Genomic DNA, 19,227 nt, shown 5'->3' with positions numbered 1-19,227 from the left:
AAAATTGCGGCCCGTAAGGGCGTCTTGTCCGCACAGAAAGGCCCTGCGGACGCAGCGCGAGACGCAGTGGTAGATGCCGACTTCGGTTTCGTCGACGATCTGGCGACGGGCATAGGCTGGCATGTGAGCACCTCGGGGTGTTGCCGTCAATGTACATCCGCCTCAAGACCTGTCAAGCGGGTCTTGGCGGGGGGGCGAGAAGGGCTTATTCACAAGCAGTTGCTCCGCGCGGCGCGTGGTGGATAAAGTATGGGTGTCTTGCTTCGCTTCTCTTGCTCCGCTTCGCATGTTGATCGCCGACGTGGCGACGCACCGCTTGATCGGTGAGATACCGCTTTCCGATGCTCCGCGGCCGATCGTGCTTTCGCGCGACGAAAAGCGGCTGTATGCCAACGTCGATACGCTGATCGGCTTCGAGGTTTGCGACGTGCCGGCCCGCAAGGTGATTTACCGCGTCGCGGCGGAGGTGCCTGACGAGTTGCTGCGCCAGGCGAGCCGCAGTCACGGCATCGGGCTGACGCCGGACGAGAAAGAGCTATGGATGTGCGACGTGTTTCACGACCGGACGTATGTCTTCGACCTGACGGTCGCGCCGCCGCGGCAGGTGGCGACGATCGTGATGCAAGGCGGCGGCTATTGGATGTGCTTTTCGCCCGACGGCCGCTTTTGCTACATCAGCGAGCGGAAGGGCAACACGGTGGCCGCGATCGAGACGGCCAGCCGGCGCGTGGCCGCGCGGATTCCCGTCGGGCAGGTTCCCAAGCGCGTGCTGGTGCTGACGTTGCATCGGACGGCCGCACCGATGCAGTGAGCTACAGCCGGAATCCAAGTTCCGCCAACGGCCGTCGCGCTCAACTCTGGCGAGTCACGCGGTGGGCAACGATCCAAACCTCCTCTTGCCGGCTGCCGTTGCGCCGATACGTGGCGGAAATGAATCGCTTGAGCTTCGTCATCTCGCCGCTGACCGAGAACCTCGCGCTTGGCGAGGGCATTGAGAAGTCAATCATCACGATAACGATCGCGTCTTCCATCCAGATTTGCTGATCGTCGCTCCACCAAAACCCAGTGAAAACGGCCGGCATGGGGTCGCTGTAGGTAAAGCCCGTCACGCCGCTGCGGCGGTCTTTCAGGCCGCGAAGATGCCCGATCACCTCGTAAAATGCCTTCTCCTCGCCCCAATCGTTGACGGGAAGATTGAAGACGACTCGTGTGCGAGGCTCGTGTTTCGGTATATTCTTAGCTGCCACGACCGCGACCTGCCATGCTCCAAAAGATACAATCAGGCGACGTTCGAGTCGCGTGTGGCGGGTGCCACCGGATATTCGGTGAAACGGAGCTTTCGAGCCCGGAACAGCGGCACGGCATCCTCGGGCACGATCATGGTCAAAGCGTCGCCGGGCGCGCGCGGCATCCGATACAGTTCATCGGTGGGATCCCAGAGTGCCTGAAGCGCCTTCGTCAGATCATCCTCGGTTCGAAAAGTGAGCGCCCGCTTCGACTGGTACATGCCCAGCCGCGGCAGCCAGCGGCCATTCGCCGCCACCTTTTTCGCCGGGGAGGATGGTCTACTTCCGTTCGTCGAGCGTTTGGTCGCCATCGCCTCGATTGTACAAGCCACCGCCGCGGGAAGCAATCAACCGGCCGCGTTGGCCGGCGGATTTATTGCATCAGGCTTTCCCAGAAAGTGATGTCGCTCTGCGTCACGGCCCGATGAAAGACCTCCACGATCGCGCTCTCGGCCCAGCGGGCCCGGTTGCTTTGCCCGCGGGTCGCGCTCGTGTAGTATTCCGGCGGACCGAACGGCGGGGGACGTCTCGGTAGGCAATCCCGGAGCGCCGGGATGCCGTCCCACCGGTGCTCGCTGTGCAGATCGGCCGGCGCGCTCATCAAAAGCGCCGCGCGCGGCGCTTCTGCTTTCGCGGCGCGGCGTACTGGGCGCGGCGTGGCCCAGCACGCTCGACGTCGGCGCTCGATCTCCTTCGTGTTGCGTGGCAGGCCGATCCAAGGGCCGCTGCTCTCCGACCGAGGCAAATGAATCGGTGTCTGACTTGCCCGACACGCTCAGGGCCGCGGAGCTGGGTGGTCGTTTTTCGGCCAGTGGCCTGGGCGTTTGGACAAGTCCTCCCAGGAGAGGCTCGACGAATTCCCGCACGTTACCCGCCGCGACGGCCTGCGGCCCCGCCTGGCCGTGTTGATGCGCCGGCTCGCCGCGCTCGACCAGGCCCTCGCGGTCCTTGAGAAACAGCGCTCGGCTCTCACCAAACCCCGCCGCCGCAAACGACCCAAGTGACCCGCAATCCAATCCCGGCGCGCTGGGACAAAATCGCAAATCCAAAATCCCTGAACCCTCAACCCTGAACCCTCAACCCTGAACCCTGAACCCTGAACCCTGAACCCTGAACCCCGAACCCCGAACCCGGAGAACCGAACACCATGCCCAAGCGAGAAAAGGCGCAGCGACCCGCCAAGCGGACGGCGGCGGACGAACGGCCTCCCACCGAGCGCGACTGCGGAATCTACGAACAACACATCCTGCGCCGCGAGACGCAACGGCACGTGGCCGCGGCACACGCCTTGTCGCAGCAGCCAGTGGCCCAAATCGCCGCCCGTGTCGAGGCCTGGCTCGCCGGCGCACCCGATGGTTTTCGTCCGGACGCCGCGGGAGGATGGCCTTCCCAGGCCGTCCAAGAACGAACGGCACGGCCTAGGAAGGCCATCCTCCAGTTTCTCGGCCGCCAGGCATCACTTCTTCAACGCTTCCTACACAAACGCGAACAACTCCTTGCTGGCGGGATCGTCGGGCGTGCCGAGGTTGTCGTTCAGCCGGTTGTGGTTGGTTTCCTTGGCGCCGAAGAGTTTGACCGTAATGCCCGCCTCTTTCAGCACGGCGGCCAGCCGCTGCGCCTGCGCGGCGTTGTCGGGATGATCGGCGACGTAGAGAATCAAAAACGGCGGGATGCCTTTGTCTTTCGCCACGTGCGTGACGGCGGAGAAGTCGCGGTGCTTCGCCGGATCGTCGCCGAACTTTTCTCGATGGCCGAACTTGGCCCGCGGCTGGCCGTGGACGCGGCGGCGCATGTCGCCGCGAGCGGTTCCGCAACGCAACCGACCGCGGCGCCTAGCCATAGTATGCCCTAGGCGATACTTCACGTGGCCGAGATGAACGGAGCGCTAGCCTCCACTTGGCCAGGCTCTGCCCCAGCCACCGCCAAATGTCTCATTCTCGGCCGCGTGAAGTAGATTGGCCTTGCCGAAAACGACGCGGCGCGTGGTTGACCTTCCGGCCCGCGCCGGGCTAAACTCTTCGGCTGCCGAAACCCATACGGCCCAACCTTTTCCGTCAAAAAAATCGGAGGAATCATGCCCACCGCAGCCCTCGCCGTCGAAGAGCTTTCGATCAACACCATCCGCACCTTGGCGATGGACGCCGTGCAGGCCGCCAACAGCGGGCACCCCGGCACGCCGATGGCCTTGGCGCCCGTGGTCTACACGCTTTGGAACCGCGTGCTCAACTACGATCCCGAACAGCCGCTGTGGCCCAATCGCGACCGTTTCGTCCTCTCCTGCGGCCACGCCTCGATGCTCCTCTATTCGGTGCTGCACCTGGCCCAAGTGAAGCAGGCGGGCGAAGACGGACGGCCGACCAGCGAATTGGCGATTTCGCTGAACGATATTCGCAGGTTTCGCCAGCTTCACAGCCGCTGTGCCGGGCATCCGGAGTATCGCGAGGCGAGCGGCATCGAGACGACCACCGGCCCGCTGGGGCAAGGCCTCGGCAACAGCGTCGGCATGGCCATCGCCGAGCGTTGGCTGGCGGCCCATTTCAACCGGCCCGGCTTCGAGTTGTTCGACTACCACGTCTACGCTTTGTGCAGCGACGGCGACATGATGGAGGGCGTCAGCGGCGAGGCGGCCTCGCTGGCCGGGCACCTGAAGCTGGCCAATCTCTGCTGGATTTACGACGACAACTCGATCACCATCGAGGGCGAGACCTCGCTGGCCTTCAGCGAAAACGTCGGCCGGCGGTTCGAAGGCTACGGCTGGCACGTGGTGCATGTGTCCGACGCCAACGATCTCGACGCACTGGCCGACGCCTATCGGGAGTTCCTGGCCACCGACGACCGTCCGACGCTGATCATCGTCAAGAGCCACATCGGCTATGGGTCGCCGCACAAGCAAGACTCGCACCATGCCCACGGGGCGCCGCTGGGTGAAGACGAGATCAAGCTGACCAAGAAGGTCTACAGCTGGCCGGAAGACGAGAAGTTTGTCGTGCCGCCCGACGCCCTGGCCGATTTCGCCGGCGGCATCGGCCAGCGGGGCCGAGCGCAATACGCCCGGTGGCAAGAGAAGCTGGCCGACTACGCCTGCCAATTCCCGGAGCTGTTCGCCGAGTTGCAATCGATCATCAAGCACGAGTTGCCCGCCGGCTGGGACTCCGCAATTCCCGCCTTCGCCGCCGATGCCAAAGGGCTGGCGACGCGGGTCTCGTCGGGCAAGGTTCTCAACGCCGTCGCCGGCAAGCTGCCGTGGCTCATTGGCGGAGCGGGCGATCTGGCTCCTTCGACCATGACCCTGCTCACCGGCATCGACAGCTTCGAGGCCGAGAGCTACGGCGGGCGAAACCTGCACTTCGGCATTCGCGAGCACGCGATGGCGGCCGCCGTGAACGGCATGACGCTCAGCGGCTTGCGGGCCTTTGGAGCGACGTTCTTCGTGTTTGCCGATTATCTGCGGCCATCGTTGCGGCTGGCCGCCATCATGCGGATACCGTCGATTTTCATCTTCACCCACGACTCGATCGGCGTGGGCGAAGACGGGCCGACGCACCAGCCCGTCGAGCACCTGGCCGCCTTGCGGGCGATCCCCTGGCTCGTGACGTTGCGGCCGGCGGACGCCAACGAAGTGGCGGAGGCGTATCGCACGATTCTGCCCTGGAAGGACCGCCCCGTGGCGCTGGTTCTCACGCGTCAGAACCTGCCCACGCTCGATCGCTCGAAGTATGCATCGGCAGCGGGTGTCGCCAAGGGCGCCTACGTGTTGGCCGACAGTTCGTCAGGCAAGCCCGATGTGGTGCTGATGGCCAGCGGCAGCGAGGTGACGCTCTGTGTGGCGGCCAGCGAAGAGTTAAGCAAGCACGGAGTCAAGGCCCGTGTGGTGAGCATGCCGTCCTGGGAGCTGTTCGACGAGCAGGACGATGCTTACCGCGAGTCGGTGTTGCCGGCGGCGGTCACGGCCCGCGTGGCCGTCGAGGCGGGCGTGGTGCAGGGTTGGGAGAAGTATCTTGGTCCGAAAGGCAAGTTTGTGGGCATGCGCGGCTTTGGCGCCTCCGCTCCGCTGCCCGATTTGGCGAAGCACTTTGGTTTCACCACCGAAAACCTGGTGCGGCTGGCGAAGGAAGCGATAGCGGCCGGGAAAGGAGCCTAAACTCGCCGTCTCCAGCGGACAGCACGCTCGGCAGATCTTGGCGAACTGGCCTCCCAAAAAGCCGAATCGTGAACCACCACCGCTTGGCAGTTCGCGGCCGAATCGGGATCCGTTCGGGGACGCGCAGTGTGCTGCGCGTCGGCTTAACCAACGACCAAGCGGACTTTCTGCGGAGATTTGGATGGCAAGCATGACCGACCGGTTTGAAGATGCCTTTCGAGAACTGTTCCGACGTCGAGAGCTCGACGATTTCGCCGTTTTCGCGTCCGCCGATTTCTGCGACGAAGCACCGCTCTACGCTCGCCTTGAAGAGATTTCGTTCTTGCACGCCTTGCCCACCGAGCGAGCGAATGCGGTTCCGCTGCGCGCCGGGCTGGATTACCTCGACGCCCTCGTCGCGCGGGCGCGTCGGACCATGCCGTTTGTCACCGCGCTGACGATTTGGGATGACGGCGGCGCCGATCCAATCGTGCTAATGGGCAAATGGTAGCCGTGGTGAACTGCAAGCTCACGCGGCGCCGCGCCGTCACGCGGGCGTTTTCGTCAGAGATTCGTCGAACGATTCTTGGGGAACCATGCCGCGAGCGTCAAGTTGCGAGCGGATGAGCAACAGATCGGGGGCATAAACCAGGTCGGTCGCGCGATAGGGCCGGAAAATGAATACCGTGCCTGTGGGGCTGTGCTCGATGCGCCAGCCTTTTCTCTCGCGAGTCGCAGAGAAGCCCATTCCTTCGAAAAACGCCCGAAGCTGGGCAAATCGGATGTTGCTTTTCTTTACCACGGTGCATCTCCTTTTGCCAGAACGGCGGCATCACGGAGTATGGCAAACCCACGGACCGCCGCTTCGTTCAGCACGTTATCGAGCGGCAAGTGCAACGTTGCTGTCTGCGCGAGCCGATCGTTGCCCTGTTGCCGCATTCCGCGAAGCGCCGCCTGCAAATGCAGCCACCAGGCACGGTCTCGCGACGCATCGTAAACGACCAGAATCCCCGGCCTCCATTCATTCAACCAGTATAGCAGGTCCCGTCACTCCATCCGAACAGGAATCGTCCGTCGTCTGGTTACCTTCGTTTTCTCGCCGCCTGCAACCGGATGGGGTCGAGGGGCATGGCAGTTTTTCTCCGCTGGTTGGCATCGTGCTGTTTGCCAGGGACGCGGCCCGGCGGCAGGTGGTCTTTCGGCTCGTTCCACTTGGCGAGCGCCCCTTGCGGATCGTCCAGCCGGCCGAAATAATGCAACTTGAGGTTTGGCGGCGTAGCTCAGTTGGTTAGAGCAGCGGAATCATAATCCGCGTGTCCGGGGTTCGAGTCCCTGCGCCGCTACTCGGTTCTCACCCAGCATGCGTGGCCCCGATGCCTATTCCGCTTCTGCCCAAACCCGCCCATCGCCTTCCTCATCGACCTCGACGTGGAGGATATTCGGGCGACAACAAACGGGGCAGTCCTCGACGTATTCCTGCTCCGTTCCCGCCGACAGGTCGATGGGCACGTCATCTAGCGCCTTCAGCCGCTCGATGTCTTTGATGATGCCTGCCCCCGACCGCACAACTTTCGAGAACATCTATGTTGGGCAGCCGCCCTGGGACATCGGCAGGCCGCAGAAGGTGTTCATCGACGTAGCCGATCAAATCACGGGGTCGGTCCTCGACGCCGGCTGCGGCACGGGCGAAAACGCCCTCTTCTTCGCCAGCCGTCGCCACAAAGTCACTGGCATAGACTTCCTGACCGAGCCGATCAATCGAGCGAAGCAGAAGGCGAAACAGCGGGGCCTGTCGGCGACCTTCCTGGTCATGGATGCCCTGGACTTAAAAGACCTGCCGGAAGTTTTCGACAACGTGATCGACAGCGGGTTGTTTCACGTCTTCAGCGACGACGGCCGCAAGCGCTACGTCGAAGGGTTGGCGACGGTTCTCAAGCCGGACGGTGGATTGTTCATGCTTTGCTTCAGTGAGGACGAGCCGGGCGAGCAGGGACCTCGAAGAGTTTCACGAGGAGAGATCGAGGACTCCTTCGCCAAGGGGTGGCAAATCGAGGCCATCGAGCCAGCACGGTTCGAGGTCCGGCCCGATCTCAAGGACATCAGCTTCAGCGAGGGCGGCCCAAAGGCGTGGTTTGTGGTGGTGAGGAGGGCCGGGTGATGACCCGTGAAACGCCGGCCAGCCGCGCTGCAGCCCCGGAAGAAAGCTTCTTCAGCTCGAACAGTTTGACGGCCGCGAGCATTCGTAAATCGGCACCGGCTTCCTCCGGTGATTCCGCCAAAGCAGCGACTGGGTCGTCAGGAATTGTCAGAGTGAGTTCGCGCATCCTTGGCTCCTTGATGTGATGGTCGGCCGACGGAGGCGAACCATTTGGGCAACGTCGCCTTCCGTGCCGGCAAGACGCTGGAATGGGACGCCGAGTAGCTCCGTGCCACGAACGCGCCGGAGGTCGACGCCTTCATCCACCGCGAGTACCGCAAGGGCTGGCGACTGGTGTAAAGCCGAACAAATCGCCGGGCACGATTTGCTCGTAATCGTCGTGTTCAACATCCAATGGAACGCCGGTGAGAAGCTCTTCGGACCATGCTCGCAAGCGGAGATCGTATCGTTCAGTCTTTGCCGGCGAATCGCGGAACCCCACCAATGAGAACGCGCCGACGACGCAAGAGGTCCAAGAAAACACGGGAAAACAGGGGGGTTCCCTGGGCGAAACTGCAATACGCCTGGCAGGATTCGGACCTGCGACCTACGGTTTAGGAAACCGTTGCTCTATCCCCTGAGCTACAGGCGCGTGGTGCCGTAATCTACGGCACTTATTGACTCTTTGCCGGCTGGCCGTATCCTTCGCTGGACACCTCTAGTCAACCGGCGAGTTCGATATGGTCAAGCTCGCGAAGCCCTAATTCGAAAGGGACGTGAAAACGGCCCAGTTTACCACGCGGCGGGCGGCGAAGCAAAACCGGATGATAGATGCCCGGTTGGTCAACGTGGGCAATGCCCGCGCCGGCCAGTTTCTCTTGACCTCGTCTCCGCTTCCTGCGAGACTTCGCCCCGCGATGTATAGAAGCGGCACGACGCCGCTGCTACGGCTACGACTCAGACTGTCTTGATAGGAGGGACGCGGATGCGCCGCGACGGATCGCTTTACGCTCGAACCACATTGCTCTTGGCAGCCACGTTGATCGGCGCCTTTGCCGGATGCGGACAATCCGCCCCCGAACAAGCGGCCTCCGCGGATGCGGTGACAACCGACGCCGACGCCCAAACCGAAGGTCGCGAAGCGCCGGACAAGACCGCTGATCCTCAGGCGGCTGCCAAAGCCGTCGAAGAGTTTTTGCAGGCCATCAAGACCGGCGACGAATCCAAGTCGAACGAGTTGCTCACCCCCCTGGCCCGGCAAAAGACGGCTGAGTTCAATATGGCCGTGGCACCTACCGGCAGCGACACCGCCACCTTTACCGTCGGAGAGGTCGAACTGCCTGAAGAGGGCAACGGGCACTTGGCCCACGTCTCCTCCACCTGGACCGACATCGACGACGATGGCCGAAGCCGCACCGATGAAATCCTGTGGGTGTTGCGCTACGAGGACGAAGGCTGGCGAATTGGCGGTATGGCCACCAAGGTCTTCGAAGATCAGCCGCCGTTGTTGCTCGATTTTGAAGACCCGGCCGATATGCGGCGTAAGCAGCAACTCGCCGAGGCAGAAATGGAACGCCGTGCTCAAGCGGCCGCTACGGAACCATCCGAGACGGTTAATGGCCAAGATGCCGGCCCGTCCACCGAATTGAACGGCCCCGAAGAGCGGCAGGCAACGAGGCCGGCCAGACCGATAAGCAGCAACTAACCCGTTTTACAGTAATCATTTAAGGCGCATCAGCTCCAAGGATCCGGCTAGGCCGGATCCTTTTTTATTGCGCTGGGGACAAGACTTGCGGGGAAGCCAACAATAGACTAGGTTTATGCAAACTACGCAAACCAAACGGATGACTCATTGCTCAAATCTTATCTGTTTTGACGCTTGACAACCGTTTCGGCGATGTTAACCTAGTCAACCTAACGTGTGTTTTCGCCCGTAAGCTGCGCAATCGTTAAAGGCTAACCACAGGGCTGCCTGGCAAAGCGACAACGGCGAGCACGAGTGAACAAGAAGGTCCCCTCCCTTTTGACGGCCGTCAGGAGGGGGAATCGGTTCGCAAGACGGCCATGTGTTCTCAGTCTCTAGGTACGGTACCTGTTTGTTGGAGGAACTAAGGATGAATCGTGCTCTGTTGTTCGGCATCGCGATCTTTTTCGCGGTGGTCGGTATCGCCCTCGTCGGGGGCGATAGCAAGGCTTTGGCTGGTCATGGTTGTGCGGGTTGCGGCGGCGGTTACGTCGGTTGCGACGGCGGCTGCGGCGGCGCTCCGGCTTGCTGTGGCGCTCCCTGCGGCGGCCGTCGCCATCATCATCGCCATCACCGCAACCGCGGCTGCTGCGGCTGCGCCGGTGCTGCACCGGCGTGCTGTGGCGCTCCGGCCGCTCCGCCGGCCTGCTGTGGCTGCGCTGGCGCCGCCCCGGCTGCTGCTCCCGAAGCTGGCCCCCCGCCCGCTCCGGAAGCTCCGGCTCCCGCCCCCTCGGCCAAGCTCGAGCGTGGCCGTGCTCGTCTGGTCAGCTTCCGTCGCTAGTCTCAACTAGCGCCAGAACGACCCAGTGTAAAAACAGCGGTTTTTCGCCAGGCCCTGTTGGCCGATCGACCGCTACGATAAGTTAGCCGGGTCTCCTTTGGGAGACCCGGCTTTTTTTATCGTCCTTTTCCGGCAGCGGAAGCTAAGCTAACAACATGCAAACGAGCGACGTGGCAGCGACCGAAAAGGAAGCATCCTTGCCCGCGGAATGGAAGCGGACGCTGGTCAGCTTCCTCATCTTTTTGCATCTGTTCGCGTTGGGCGTGGCCGTGCTGTCAAATTGGAATCCCTCGCCGCTGGCCCTGCGGCTGCGTCGCGTGCCGTTCGTCAAGCCCTACCTGGAATACCTGGCGCTGGACCAATCATACGTGCCGCTTTACGGCCTGACGTTCGGCATGACCGAAGACACGGACGTGGTCGCCGAGGTCGATTTGAAGCTCTCGGACGGATCGGAGCAAAGCTTCAGCCTGCCGGCCTCCACACTGGCGCCGCGACAGCGTTGGCGACGCGACGCACGGCTGGCTGAGACCGCCGCCGATTTGACCGGCGAGAATTTCCGAGCGGTCGAGAGCCTTTTGCCGCAGGCCATCGCGTCGCACTTCGTGGCCGAGCACGGGGCCAAAGGCGGCACCCTTCGCCTGCGGCGGCACTTCCAACAACCGATTACCGCGCCTTCGTCGAGCGATGCCGGCGAACGCGATCCCTACGACAAAAGCCGTTACTATTCGCAGGTCTATGAGGCGCGCATCATCGTCGTTGGGGGCCAAGTGCAGCTTCTGAAGTCGGAGGCCGCCGCCGAAGTGGCGCCTGCCGCAATCAACAAGGGCGGAAAGTGACGTCCATGTCGGAAGGTTATTTCAAGAGGCTGACGACGGAATGCGGCCGTGGCTGGACCCGGTTCTGGTTTGCGCCCAGCGATCCTATCGCGTTGGGTGGCTTGCGCATCGGCGTGGGTCTGATCGCTCTTTATTGGCTGGCCACGTTCACGCCGGATCTCGACCGCTATTTCGGTGCGCATGGACTGGTACCGCTCGGCACGCTTCGCCAGTTGGAAGAGCCGACGCGCGACGGCAACCGGCAGACCGCGCCCGAACAAGTTCGCGAAGCGATGCCCCGCGAATACCGCTTCTCTTACCTGGACCACGTTCGGTCGCCCGGCGGTCTGCTGGCGGCTCACTTGGCGGGCATGGCGGCCGTGGCTCTTTTCACTTGCGGAGTTTTTACTCCGGTCTCGTCGATTGCCACGCTGGTCGTGGTGCTCTCCTACCTGCACCGCGGGCCGATGCTGACGTCGCAGGTCGAGCCGCTCATGGCATTCGTGCTGTTGTATCTTTGCCTTGGACCATCGGGCAGCGCCTGCTCTGTCGACCGCTGGCGCAAAGAGCGACGTACTCCGGGGTCGTTGCCCGCCGGTTCCATCGGGCCGCTTGTCGCCAGGTCCAGCACGTGGGCCACCGTTTCCTTGCGGCTCATTCAGGTCCATTTGACGCTGGTCTACGCCATGATGGCGGTCGGAAAGCTGGGCGGCCACGGTCAGGGCGACAACGTCTGGTGGAGCGGCATGGGCATGTGGTACTTGATCGCCCGAACGGAACAGCGGATGCTCGACTTGACGGCGCTGCACCAGTGGCCCTTGCTCGTCCACGCCGGGAGTTATGCCGTCATGTTCTGGCAGGCGGCGTTCCCGATCTTTGTCTGGAACCGCCTGGCAAGGCCGCTCATGCTGGGAATCAATGCCGTCATGTGGGCGCTGCTGGCGCCCATTCTTGGAAACATTCCATTCGCGGTTATGATGATCGTTGCCAGCCTGGCGTTTGTGGCTCCTGAAAAGTTGCGAGCGGTGGTTTCCAGGCGACGCACCCACGAAGCAGCGCTGCCGGCAAAAGCGGCGGCCTAACACCGAGGTCGAACCATGTCTTCTTTTTCCACCAGGCGCAGTCTCCTTTTGGCTGCCGCGGCGTCTGCCACTACGGTGTTTGGCCGCTCTCTTGCGGCCATCGAACCCGTCCGCCGCACCGACAAGCCCAAGTTCAAATTCAGCCTGGCGGCGTATAGCTACCGCGAGCTGCTCACCGGCAAGCCGCCCAAACTGACGCTGGCCGACTTCATCGACGACTGCGCCAAGATGGGGCTCGAAGGGACCGAGCTGACCTCCTACTACTTTCCTGCCGAACCGACGCCCGAATACCTGCGACAGCTCAAGCACCAGACGTTTCTTCTGGGGCTCGACATCTCGGGCACGGCCGTGGGCAACGACTTCTGCCACCCGCCCGGCGACGAACGAAAAACGCAGATCGCCAAGGTCAAGCAGTGGGTCGATCGAGCCGAGGTTCTCGGCGCACCGGTGATTCGCATCTTCTCGGGCCAGGCCCGGTCAGGACAATCGGAACAGGAGGCGCACCGGCTGGCCGTGGAGGGAATCGAAGAGTGCTGCCAGTACGCGGGCGAGCACGGCGTTTTTCTGGCCTTGGAAAATCACGGCGGGCTGACCACCACCATCGACGGCCTGATGCGGCTGATCGGTGATGTGAAGAGCCCCTGGTTTGCCATCAACCTCGACACGGGCAACTTCCATTCGGCCGACCCCTATGCCGATCTGGCCCGGATCGCTCCTTATGCCGTAAACGTGCAGGTGAAGGTGTCGATGAATCCCGGCGGCGGCAAGAAGGAGCCGGCCGATTTTCGCCGCCTGGCCAAGATCCTGACCGACAGCGGATACCGCGGTTACATTGTCTTGGAATACGAAGAGCGTGAAAACCCGCGGCAAGCTTGCCCGCGGCACATCGACGAGCTGCGGGCAGCTTTTGCCTAGTTCGGCCTTGTCGTAGCGTCTATTCTTCCAGCAGCACGATGCCCGCCACCGACGATGAGTCGGAGTCGGTCGAGGCAGACGCCGGCGCGACCGGCGAGGGATGGAGGCCCACACCCGCCGGTTTCGTCAACCGCGGCCAGGTGCTCGAAATCGGCGAGGCTGACGTGCGGTGCGCCACCTGCTGTTTGCGGTCATCCGGCTTGACGGGTGAGACGTTCTTGACCGGACCGCCGCCCTCGGCAACTCGTTTCTCGCCGCCCCGGATTCTGCCGAACAAGGCGTTTTTCCATTGGGCCGTCTTGTCGGCGATGCCGCTGCCGAGCTTGCCCATCTTTGCCGGAGGCTGCTCCGACTGCCACATGGCGTAGTCCGCCAGGCTGTCGTCAATCTTGCTCGCCTTCGCCGGCACGAAGTTCTTCCACGGGTTGTTGTCCACTCGGTCGGTTTTTGCCGGCGCCGCCTTCTTCCAGGGCGAAATGGCATCGGAAATCCGCGTGCCGATTTCCGCGTCCTTCGAAGCCAGAACGGGCTTGGCTTGGGGAGCCGCCACGGCGGTCTTTTGCCCAGCAGTGGCCTTTTCTGCAATCACGACTTTCTTTGGAGCGGCCACGTCGTGAAAACTCTTGGCGCTGTTGGGTGCCTTGGCGGGGACCGCGTTCGTGCGTGTGACGCCGGCGGGCAGGGCCGGCGCGGAGGGCGCCGCAGTGGTCGCGTCGTTGGCCGATCTGGCCGGGGGCTGTGGCACGCCGTCTCCTCGCGGCGGAGCGGCGCCAGCGCGGCCGGCTTTGGAGCGAACCGCGTGCGACGCCGGCGAAGTGCTCCGTTCCTCGTCGTCGCCGACGGTAATCCGTCCCGTTACGCGGTCGCCCTTGCCGAGTTTGGCAAAGTCGAGGCGGCCGACGGGCTTGGCGATCGCGCGACCGTTTCTGGCCAGGTAGACCACCTCGACGCGGCCCAAGTAGGTGCTCGACAAGGCGTAATCATGATGGACGCTGAATTGGCTCCCCACGGTCGGCTGCCGGCGTCCCTGGAACTCCAGGTCGACCGTCGAGGTCTTCACATCGACGGCCATGATGGAGCCGATCAACACCATGCGAGAGGCCGCGGTCCGCGCGGCGTCGCTGGTTTCTTGTCCGACCACCGATTTCCGCGTGGCCACCGTCGATGCGGCAGTCCCCGGGTCGTTTGACGGCTGGCGACCACCATCGCTCGCCACGCCAAGAACGTCGTTCATCAGGTGATTGGCCTCGTTCGGCCGGACACGCTTGTCCGACTGCGCCGAAGACTCTTTGGGAACGACTTCGCCCGGCAATGGCTCTCGTGGAATTATCTCGCCGCCATCGACCGGAACGACGGGTGGGGCCGGATAGACGGGCACGCGTCGCCGGCAGGCCAACAACGCCTGGCAGGCGGCCTCGCGGACCCGCGCCGACGGCTCAAGGAAGCAACCGTCGGCATCGCGTGCCGTGGCCACGTCGTTGAGCAACTGCATCATTTCCACCGTGCAGCAACACGATTTACCGCACTTGGCGCAGTTGCTCTCGGCCGCCTCTTGGATTGCCAGGGCGGCCTCGTAGCGCACCTCTTCCGTACATTCGTCGCCGAACTTCAACGATTTGGCAAGGGCCTCTTCCACGCCCGGATAGCAGCCGCAGCCGATGGTGGCCAGATATTTCAGGGCCTTGATCTTCTGCGGCGCCAAGTCTTCTTTTTGTTTGATCTCGGCCGCCTTGTTGATGGCCGGTCCGTTGCCCGGATCGAGGTTCGCCGGGTCGGCGATCGCCTTCAAGGGCGGCTTGGGCTCCCTGCCGGGCCTGTTGCCGTTGCGATTGCGGGTGGCGCCCTGCATCTTTCGTATCCCCTGCGGGATACCCATAAACTTCCAGAGCGTGGCGGGCGAAGCGCCGGGCAAAGCACCCGGAGCCGCCGAACCGACCTGCAACGAGGCCGGCCTTGTGGCAGGTTGAGCAGTCTGGGCAATGCGCGGCCGGGCCGCCATACTGACCGGAGCCTCTGGGCCGGACGCGAGGTCGATCGCCGATGCGACTCCTTCCCCCACGGCGCAGAACGCCAAAGCAAGCAACAGGCGGTGGACCTTGCTGGATGACATGGGATACGCTTCCTCAAACGCGGGTGGTTTCACGCGGCATGGTGCTTCGGCGCCGGTACGATCCGGCGCGGCGTCGAAAACCTAGCAATTGGCATCGGCAGCAGAACCGCTGCTTGTGAGATCAACCGGCCCCCCCGCCACGATCGCTGAAACCGTTAAAGTTTCCCCGAAGCGCAAGTTCGGTGGTGTATGTCGCCGCTCGCCGGTGCCACCTTACGGTATAATGCGACTCATGACGGATCTCCCCGCAGCCGCTCTCGATCTCGACGCCTATTTTCGCCGTATAGGCTACACCGGACCGCGCCAGGCGACGCCGGAGGTGCTCGACGCGGTCCACCTGGCGCACGCGACCAGCATTCCCTTCGAGAATCTCGATATTCAACTCGGCCGGCCGATTGGAATCGATCTGGCCAGCATCCAAGCCAAACTGGTCAAGGCACGGCGTGGCGGCTACTGCTTCGAGCAAAACACGCTGCTGGCGGCCGTGCTCGAGCGGCTTGGCTTTCACGTCACGCCCTTGGCGGCGCGCGTGCGGTTGGGCGCCCATCGCGTGCTGCCGCGGACGCACATGATGCTCATGGTCGACGTCGCGGGCCAGGCCTGGCTGGCGGACGTCGGTTTCGGCACCGGCGGCCTGCTCGAGCCGATTCGTCTGCGGCCGGGCGGGGTCTCGCGGCAGTTCGGCTGGAGCTTCCGGCTGGTCGAAGAGCGTGGCGTTTGGGTGCTCGAATCGTTGCGAGAAGGAGCGTGGCAGCCTCTGTATGTCTTTACGCTCGAGCCGCATTATGCCCTCGACTTCGAGATGGCCAACCACTACGTTTCGACGCACCCGGCGTCGCGGTTCGTGCAGACGCTGGCGGTGCAGAGACAAACGCCCGAGGCCTGCTACCTGCTGCGCAACCGCGAGTTGACCGTGATCAAAGACGGCAACAGCGACTGCCGCCAGATCGTCGACGCCGAGGCTCTGTTGGCGGTGTTGGCCGAGACGTTCGGTCTGGAGTTTCCGCCCGGCACACGGTTCCGCTGCCTGAGCGATGAGACATAAGGAGGATGGCCTTCCTAGGCCGTCTCGTCGTTGTTTGCCCGCGAGCGTCTCGCCCATAACGACGTCTTTGGTGTGGCCTTCCGCATGTTAGAACAAGGTCGGCACACGGAAGTGAGGTTCGGAGCTCAATGGCTGGCCTGCTCGTTGGCCGCTTGTGCCTGCACTTCTCGGACGATCAATTCTTCGACTTCCGGCGACCAGACGGTCGGCAGGCCGTAGTAGACCATCGCGCCGCCGCCCTCATAGCCGCCCTCGGCCAGCACGCGGCGCGAGGGAATATAAGCCATCACGTCGTTGGTATATCCGGCCACCCAAGTCCGCTCGCGGCCCAACTCGGCTTTGAGCCGCAGGGCATAATCGACCACCACCTCGCCGCCCAGCGCGATCAGCCGCACGTCGCGGCCCAGTCGCCAGCATTGCACGGGATAGGGATAGGTCGGGCTGAGCGGCCGCCCGGCGTCGACTTGGGCCAGCAAGATGCGGCCCCGCTGCGCTTCGTATTTGTTCGACGATTCGGTCTGCCGCACCAAGTCTTCGTGGGTCGGCAGTTGGGCATAAGGAAGTGCGATTTCACGATAGCTCGTCGCCAGTTCGCCTTCCACCGGCGGCATCACGCCGGCCAGCACGCGCTCGACCGCCGCGGCGAGTTGCCGGCCGTACTCTTCGGCGTAGGCCTGCTTTTGGCGCGGCACCGGGTTCTGGTCGGCGCCGCAGCCCGCCCAAAACAGGGCCGTCATGTCCGGGCGCGACGCTTCCAACGCCCGTTGCGCGTAGCCGGGGTAATCGCCCGACCACTGATAATCATTGAGCACGGTGGCGTGACAGGCGTAGCCGAACAACACGGCCACCAACCGCCGCCGGTCATCGCGCACCGCCAGCACGGGCACGTCGTAATCGACCGGCCCGACCAAGCGGCCTTCGGCCCGGCGCTGCGGCACCTCGGCCTCATTGTTGTTGCGGCGATTGCCCGCGAACGTCGCCTGGCCATTTCCCCAAGCCAGCGAACATGGCGCCAATCGTCCGATTGCTTCACCCACCAAGCCGACCAGCGTTTCTTCCAAGCGGGCCGCATAGTCGTCGACATATTGCAATTGCTGCCGATCGAGAAAGTACATTGCGCTCAGATTGCGACCCACGACGGGACCGCAGTGCGTGTGCGACACTGCCAGCATGACTTGCGACCGCTCCAGGCCGTGCTTCTGCCGCAATGTGTCGCAAACGGCCTGAGACAGATCTCGGGCGATGCCCACCAGATCGAGCGTCACGAGCGCCGCGCGATGTCCCCGCGGATCTTCCAGCACCAGCGCCTTGGCCCACAGGTCGAGGCTGGTTCCTTCGGCCGGCTTGTTGCGGGCGCCATAGCCCGACATCCACATCAACCGCTCTGGCGTGATCTTGGCCTTGGCCACGCCGGCTTTCCATGTGTCGCTCGCTGAAACTGGCGCGGCAAACAAGAGAGAAAATGCGAATTGCAAAACGCAAATTACAAATTTGAAATTGAACGTGACGAACCTCATTGTACCTCCAGTAGTTTCTTGATTTCATCGAGTCCATAAATACGCGATGTGTTTACTTCGAGCATCTGCTTCAGATCCCGCTGCCATCCCGACGTAAGCCGGTCGACAAATCCCGTTCGCTTGACTGAATCGACCTCAAAGTGGCTGACGTAGATATATCGCGGTTGAAGCTCAATGACGGAGTTCCGGAAAGCCAGCTCGGACCATGCCGGATACTCTTGCTTGAATCTCCGGAGCATTTCTATCGTGATCGATTCGGTGATCCGTCTGACGCTTCCATCCTCCATGCCTTGTCTTGCTGCACCTCAATCATGGGCCACGCGAGCGTCCAAACATACCGCCAAGGCGTGCAGGAACGTGCTCATTTGCTCTTCGTCGAGATCGAACCCCTTGGCGATCGATCGGACACTCCTCCCCTCGGCGAGCTCGCCGAACAACTGGGACAGCGGGAACCGCGTTCCCTTCAGAACAAACACACCGCTGCACTTGCGGCTGTTCGCCTCGACGCAAGCGGTCGATGGTTTCCGCCGCAGCTCGGATGCGTTCAATAAACTCGACGTTCTGCGAATTCCTTGCCAGCTCGCGCATCCAATCCGCGGGAGGATCCACAGGATGACCAAGGAACTTTGATCCCTCGGACATAAAAGCCTCGTATTGATCATCGGTCTAAATCTGATGTTCGCGAACCGCTGGCAATTTCGAGCATAGGGGCGGATGAGTGGCGGGTCAAGGAAGCGGCGATAGCAGCCTGGGAGTTGAAGCGATATTTGCCCGCGGGTTGGGAGGGGCTAGAATAGATTGACGTCCAAAGACGTATTCCGTTCAAGCGGAGGCATTGCTATGGCACCTCATGTGGAAAAGTTGATCGCGGAGATCTGCGCCTTGCCGCGGGACGACCGCGAGGCTGTGCAGCGCGCGGTTTCCGCGAGCTTGGCGCAGAGCGACCGACCGGCGATCACCGATGAGGAAATCGCTGATGAAGCCTATCAACGGCAATTGCTGGCTGCCGGCCTGATCAGCAAAATCCGGCTGCGTCGCCGCGACCAGCAGGCGTTCGACCAATTCACCCCTGTGGAGATCATCGGCAAGCCCTTGTCGGAAACGATTATTGAGGAGCGCCGGTAGTTGGCGGCCTATTTCTTCGACAGTAGTGCTCTGGCGAAACGCTACATCAACGAGTTGGGCAGCGCCTGGGTTCGCGGCGTTACCGCTCCCGCGTCGGGCAACAACATTCATGCGCTCCAACTCGTTGAGTTGGAAGTCGTGTCGGCGATTGCTCGGCGTCGGAAGGGCGGTAGCTTGACGGCGGCCGCCGCGGCGACCGCAATCGCTCGTCTCTCGCATGAGGTTCGCCATGATTACATTCTGCTGGGGATTTCTGACCCGCTGATCGTAGAGGCATTGATGCTCGCTGATCGGCACGAGCTCCGGGCCTACGATGCCTTGCACCTCGCCGCGGCAATCGACCTTAATCGATCGCGCGCCGCGTGGGCCCAACCGGCTCTGACTCTGGTCTCCGCCGATCTCGAACTCAACGCGGCAGCCATTGCCAATGGCTTCGTCGTCGAAGACCCTAACGCTCATCCATAACCCCCGCCTACCGTCTACTGCTTTGTCGTTCGTCCCTTGAGGGATGGCGCAAAGAGCATGGTAGGGTGGGCCGGCGCTCGCAAGC

At 62.8% G+C, this 19,227-nt stretch carries 23 protein-coding genes and 2 tRNA genes; 13 read left to right on the top strand and 12 right to left on the bottom strand.

Annotation, left to right across the window (positions count from 1 at the left end):
- Positions 1 to 253: 253 nt before the first annotated feature.
- Positions 254 to 811 carry a beta-propeller fold lactonase family protein gene (locus VNH11_20120; GenBank protein ID HVA48682.1) on the top strand — a complete coding sequence of 186 codons (558 nt, stop codon included), beginning with the start codon at positions 254 to 256 and terminating at the stop codon, positions 809 to 811.
- 40 nt (positions 812 to 851) lie between these two features.
- On the opposite strand, the gene VNH11_20115 is transcribed toward VNH11_20120, so the two are convergent.
- From VNH11_20115 to VNH11_20105, 3 genes are all read right to left on the bottom strand, one after another.
- A complete protein-coding gene (locus VNH11_20115) occupies positions 852 to 1,247 on the bottom strand; it encodes a hypothetical protein (protein HVA48681.1) in 396 nt (131 codons plus the stop codon).
- A gap of 32 nt (positions 1,248 to 1,279) precedes the next feature.
- The gene (locus tag VNH11_20110) at positions 1,280 to 1,597 is read right to left on the bottom strand and encodes a hypothetical protein (GenBank protein HVA48680.1); all 318 of its coding nucleotides are present in this window, start codon (positions 1,595 to 1,597) and stop codon (positions 1,280 to 1,282) included.
- A gap of 62 nt (positions 1,598 to 1,659) precedes the next feature.
- Positions 1,660 to 1,887 carry a hypothetical protein gene (locus VNH11_20105; protein HVA48679.1) on the bottom strand — a complete coding sequence of 76 codons (228 nt, stop codon included), beginning with the start codon at positions 1,885 to 1,887 and terminating at the stop codon, positions 1,660 to 1,662.
- A gap of 223 nt (positions 1,888 to 2,110) precedes the next feature.
- Between VNH11_20105 and VNH11_20100 the strand changes: the two genes are divergently transcribed.
- A complete protein-coding gene (locus tag VNH11_20100) occupies positions 2,111 to 2,290 on the top strand; it encodes a hypothetical protein (GenBank protein HVA48678.1) in 180 nt (59 codons plus the stop codon).
- Positions 2,291 to 2,760: 470 nt separating this feature from the next.
- Here the strand turns inward: VNH11_20100 and VNH11_20095 are convergent, their stop codons facing one another.
- On the bottom strand, positions 2,761 to 3,126 hold the full coding sequence (locus VNH11_20095; GenBank protein ID HVA48677.1) for a hypothetical protein: 366 nt from the start codon (positions 3,124 to 3,126) through the stop codon (positions 2,761 to 2,763).
- 234 nt (positions 3,127 to 3,360) lie between these two features.
- Here VNH11_20095 and tkt point away from each other — a divergent pair, with 234 nt between their 5' ends.
- Together tkt and VNH11_20085 are read left to right on the top strand one after the other, a co-directional pair.
- Positions 3,361 to 5,427 (top strand): transketolase, encoded by a 2,067-nt coding sequence (tkt, locus tag VNH11_20090; protein HVA48676.1) that lies wholly within the window; start codon positions 3,361 to 3,363, stop codon positions 5,425 to 5,427.
- A gap of 190 nt (positions 5,428 to 5,617) precedes the next feature.
- Positions 5,618 to 5,917: a hypothetical protein gene (locus VNH11_20085; protein ID HVA48675.1), complete on the top strand. Its 300-nt coding sequence runs from the start codon at positions 5,618 to 5,620 to the stop codon at positions 5,915 to 5,917.
- 36 nt (positions 5,918 to 5,953) lie between these two features.
- Here VNH11_20085 and VNH11_20080 read toward each other — a convergent pair whose 3' ends face one another.
- Positions 5,954 to 6,208, bottom strand: coding sequence for a hypothetical protein (locus VNH11_20080; GenBank protein HVA48674.1), 255 nt, complete (start codon positions 6,206 to 6,208; stop codon positions 5,954 to 5,956).
- A 467-nt stretch (positions 6,209 to 6,675) separates the two neighbouring features.
- On the opposite strand from VNH11_20080, the gene VNH11_20075 reads away from it, so the two are divergent.
- Positions 6,676 to 6,749, top strand: a tRNA-Met gene (locus tag VNH11_20075).
- Between the two features lie 34 nt (positions 6,750 to 6,783).
- Here VNH11_20075 and VNH11_20070 read toward each other — a convergent pair.
- On the bottom strand, positions 6,784 to 6,987 hold the full coding sequence (locus tag VNH11_20070; GenBank protein HVA48673.1) for a CPXCG motif-containing cysteine-rich protein: 204 nt from the start codon (positions 6,985 to 6,987) through the stop codon (positions 6,784 to 6,786).
- On the opposite strand from VNH11_20070, the gene VNH11_20065 reads away from it, so the two are divergent.
- Positions 6,908 to 7,564 (top strand): class I SAM-dependent methyltransferase, encoded by a 657-nt coding sequence (locus VNH11_20065; GenBank protein HVA48672.1) that lies wholly within the window; start codon positions 6,908 to 6,910, stop codon positions 7,562 to 7,564. The genes VNH11_20070 and VNH11_20065 overlap by 80 nt on opposite strands.
- A 558-nt stretch (positions 7,565 to 8,122) precedes the next feature.
- On the opposite strand, the gene VNH11_20060 is transcribed toward VNH11_20065, so the two are convergent.
- Positions 8,123 to 8,195: transfer RNA gene (locus tag VNH11_20060), tRNA-Arg, on the bottom strand.
- Positions 8,196 to 8,528: 333 nt separating this feature from the next.
- Between VNH11_20060 and VNH11_20055 the strand changes: the two genes are divergently transcribed.
- The gene (locus VNH11_20055; protein ID HVA48671.1) at positions 8,529 to 9,248 is read left to right on the top strand and encodes a hypothetical protein; all 720 of its coding nucleotides are present in this window, start codon (positions 8,529 to 8,531) and stop codon (positions 9,246 to 9,248) included.
- Positions 9,249 to 9,651: 403 nt separating this feature from the next.
- Here the strand turns inward: VNH11_20055 and VNH11_20050 are convergent, their stop codons facing one another.
- Positions 9,652 to 9,858 carry a hypothetical protein gene (locus VNH11_20050; GenBank protein ID HVA48670.1) on the bottom strand — a complete coding sequence of 69 codons (207 nt, stop codon included), beginning with the start codon at positions 9,856 to 9,858 and terminating at the stop codon, positions 9,652 to 9,654.
- Positions 9,859 to 10,223: 365 nt separating this feature from the next.
- Between VNH11_20050 and VNH11_20045 the strand changes: the two genes are divergently transcribed.
- The 3 genes from VNH11_20045 to VNH11_20035 are packed head-to-tail and all read left to right on the top strand — an operon-like array spanning position 10,224 to position 12,880.
- A complete protein-coding gene (locus VNH11_20045; protein ID HVA48669.1) occupies positions 10,224 to 10,904 on the top strand; it encodes a hypothetical protein in 681 nt (226 codons plus the stop codon).
- A 5-nt stretch (positions 10,905 to 10,909) separates the two neighbouring features.
- On the top strand, positions 10,910 to 11,965 hold the full coding sequence (locus VNH11_20040; GenBank protein ID HVA48668.1) for a hypothetical protein: 1,056 nt from the start codon (positions 10,910 to 10,912) through the stop codon (positions 11,963 to 11,965).
- A 15-nt stretch (positions 11,966 to 11,980) separates the two neighbouring features.
- Positions 11,981 to 12,880, top strand: a complete 900-nt coding sequence (locus VNH11_20035) for a sugar phosphate isomerase/epimerase family protein (protein HVA48667.1) — start codon at positions 11,981 to 11,983, stop codon at positions 12,878 to 12,880.
- A 19-nt stretch (positions 12,881 to 12,899) separates the two neighbouring features.
- Here the strand turns inward: VNH11_20035 and VNH11_20030 are convergent, their stop codons facing one another.
- Positions 12,900 to 14,990 (bottom strand): hypothetical protein, encoded by a 2,091-nt coding sequence (locus VNH11_20030; protein HVA48666.1) that lies wholly within the window; start codon positions 14,988 to 14,990, stop codon positions 12,900 to 12,902.
- A gap of 232 nt (positions 14,991 to 15,222) precedes the next feature.
- Between VNH11_20030 and VNH11_20025 the strand changes: the two genes are divergently transcribed.
- Positions 15,223 to 16,035, top strand: a complete 813-nt coding sequence (locus VNH11_20025; protein HVA48665.1) for an arylamine N-acetyltransferase — start codon at positions 15,223 to 15,225, stop codon at positions 16,033 to 16,035.
- 125 nt (positions 16,036 to 16,160) lie between these two features.
- Here the strand turns inward: VNH11_20025 and VNH11_20020 are convergent, their stop codons facing one another.
- The 3 genes from VNH11_20020 to VNH11_20010 all read right to left on the bottom strand — a co-directional run bounded on the left by VNH11_20020 (position 16,161) and on the right by VNH11_20010 (position 18,100).
- A complete protein-coding gene (locus VNH11_20020; protein HVA48664.1) occupies positions 16,161 to 17,444 on the bottom strand; it encodes a neutral/alkaline non-lysosomal ceramidase N-terminal domain-containing protein in 1,284 nt (427 codons plus the stop codon).
- Positions 17,445 to 17,548: 104 nt separating this feature from the next.
- On the bottom strand, positions 17,549 to 17,791 hold the full coding sequence (locus tag VNH11_20015) for a hypothetical protein (protein ID HVA48663.1): 243 nt from the start codon (positions 17,789 to 17,791) through the stop codon (positions 17,549 to 17,551).
- Between the two features lie 66 nt (positions 17,792 to 17,857).
- The gene (locus VNH11_20010; protein ID HVA48662.1) at positions 17,858 to 18,100 is read right to left on the bottom strand and encodes a DUF433 domain-containing protein; all 243 of its coding nucleotides are present in this window, start codon (positions 18,098 to 18,100) and stop codon (positions 17,858 to 17,860) included.
- 313 nt (positions 18,101 to 18,413) lie between these two features.
- On the opposite strand from VNH11_20010, the gene VNH11_20005 reads away from it, so the two are divergent.
- Both VNH11_20005 and VNH11_20000 read left to right on the top strand, forming a co-directional pair.
- The gene (locus tag VNH11_20005; protein HVA48661.1) at positions 18,414 to 18,677 is read left to right on the top strand and encodes a hypothetical protein; all 264 of its coding nucleotides are present in this window, start codon (positions 18,414 to 18,416) and stop codon (positions 18,675 to 18,677) included.
- Positions 18,678 to 19,142 (top strand): type II toxin-antitoxin system VapC family toxin, encoded by a 465-nt coding sequence (locus VNH11_20000; GenBank protein HVA48660.1) that lies wholly within the window; start codon positions 18,678 to 18,680, stop codon positions 19,140 to 19,142.
- Positions 19,143 to 19,227 lie beyond the last annotated feature (85 nt).

It is taken from the genome of Pirellulales bacterium, assembly GCA_035533075.1.
GTDB lineage: Bacteria > Planctomycetota > Planctomycetia > Pirellulales > JAICIG01 > DASSFG01.
The sequence above is the reverse complement of the archived record's forward strand: the minus strand, read 5'-3'. Positions and strand labels throughout refer to the sequence as shown.

Coding starts and splice junctions, on each gene's coding strand:
- VNH11_20025 (HVA48665.1), top strand. CDS start 15,223: ATGACGGATCTCCCCGCAGCCGCTCTCGATCTCGACGCCTATTTTCGC.
- VNH11_20065 (HVA48672.1), top strand. CDS start 6,908: ATGGGCACGTCATCTAGCGCCTTCAGCCGCTCGATGTCTTTGATGATG.
- VNH11_20030 (HVA48666.1), bottom strand. CDS start 14,990: ATGTCATCCAGCAAGGTCCACCGCCTGTTGCTTGCTTTGGCGTTCTGC.
- tkt (HVA48676.1), top strand. CDS start 3,361: ATGCCCACCGCAGCCCTCGCCGTCGAAGAGCTTTCGATCAACACCATC.
- VNH11_20105 (HVA48679.1), bottom strand. CDS start 1,887: ATGAGCGCGCCGGCCGATCTGCACAGCGAGCACCGGTGGGACGGCATC.
- VNH11_20015 (HVA48663.1), bottom strand. CDS start 17,791: ATGCTCCGGAGATTCAAGCAAGAGTATCCGGCATGGTCCGAGCTGGCT.
- VNH11_20045 (HVA48669.1), top strand. CDS start 10,224: ATGCAAACGAGCGACGTGGCAGCGACCGAAAAGGAAGCATCCTTGCCC.
- VNH11_20040 (HVA48668.1), top strand. CDS start 10,910: ATGTCGGAAGGTTATTTCAAGAGGCTGACGACGGAATGCGGCCGTGGC.
- VNH11_20050 (HVA48670.1), bottom strand. CDS start 9,858: ATGGCGATGATGATGGCGACGGCCGCCGCAGGGAGCGCCACAGCAAGC.
- VNH11_20035 (HVA48667.1), top strand. CDS start 11,981: ATGTCTTCTTTTTCCACCAGGCGCAGTCTCCTTTTGGCTGCCGCGGCG.
- VNH11_20085 (HVA48675.1), top strand. CDS start 5,618: ATGACCGACCGGTTTGAAGATGCCTTTCGAGAACTGTTCCGACGTCGA.
- VNH11_20055 (HVA48671.1), top strand. CDS start 8,529: ATGCGCCGCGACGGATCGCTTTACGCTCGAACCACATTGCTCTTGGCA.
- VNH11_20110 (HVA48680.1), bottom strand. CDS start 1,597: ATGGCGACCAAACGCTCGACGAACGGAAGTAGACCATCCTCCCCGGCG.
- VNH11_20095 (HVA48677.1), bottom strand. CDS start 3,126: ATGGCTAGGCGCCGCGGTCGGTTGCGTTGCGGAACCGCTCGCGGCGAC.
- VNH11_20070 (HVA48673.1), bottom strand. CDS start 6,987: ATGTTCTCGAAAGTTGTGCGGTCGGGGGCAGGCATCATCAAAGACATC.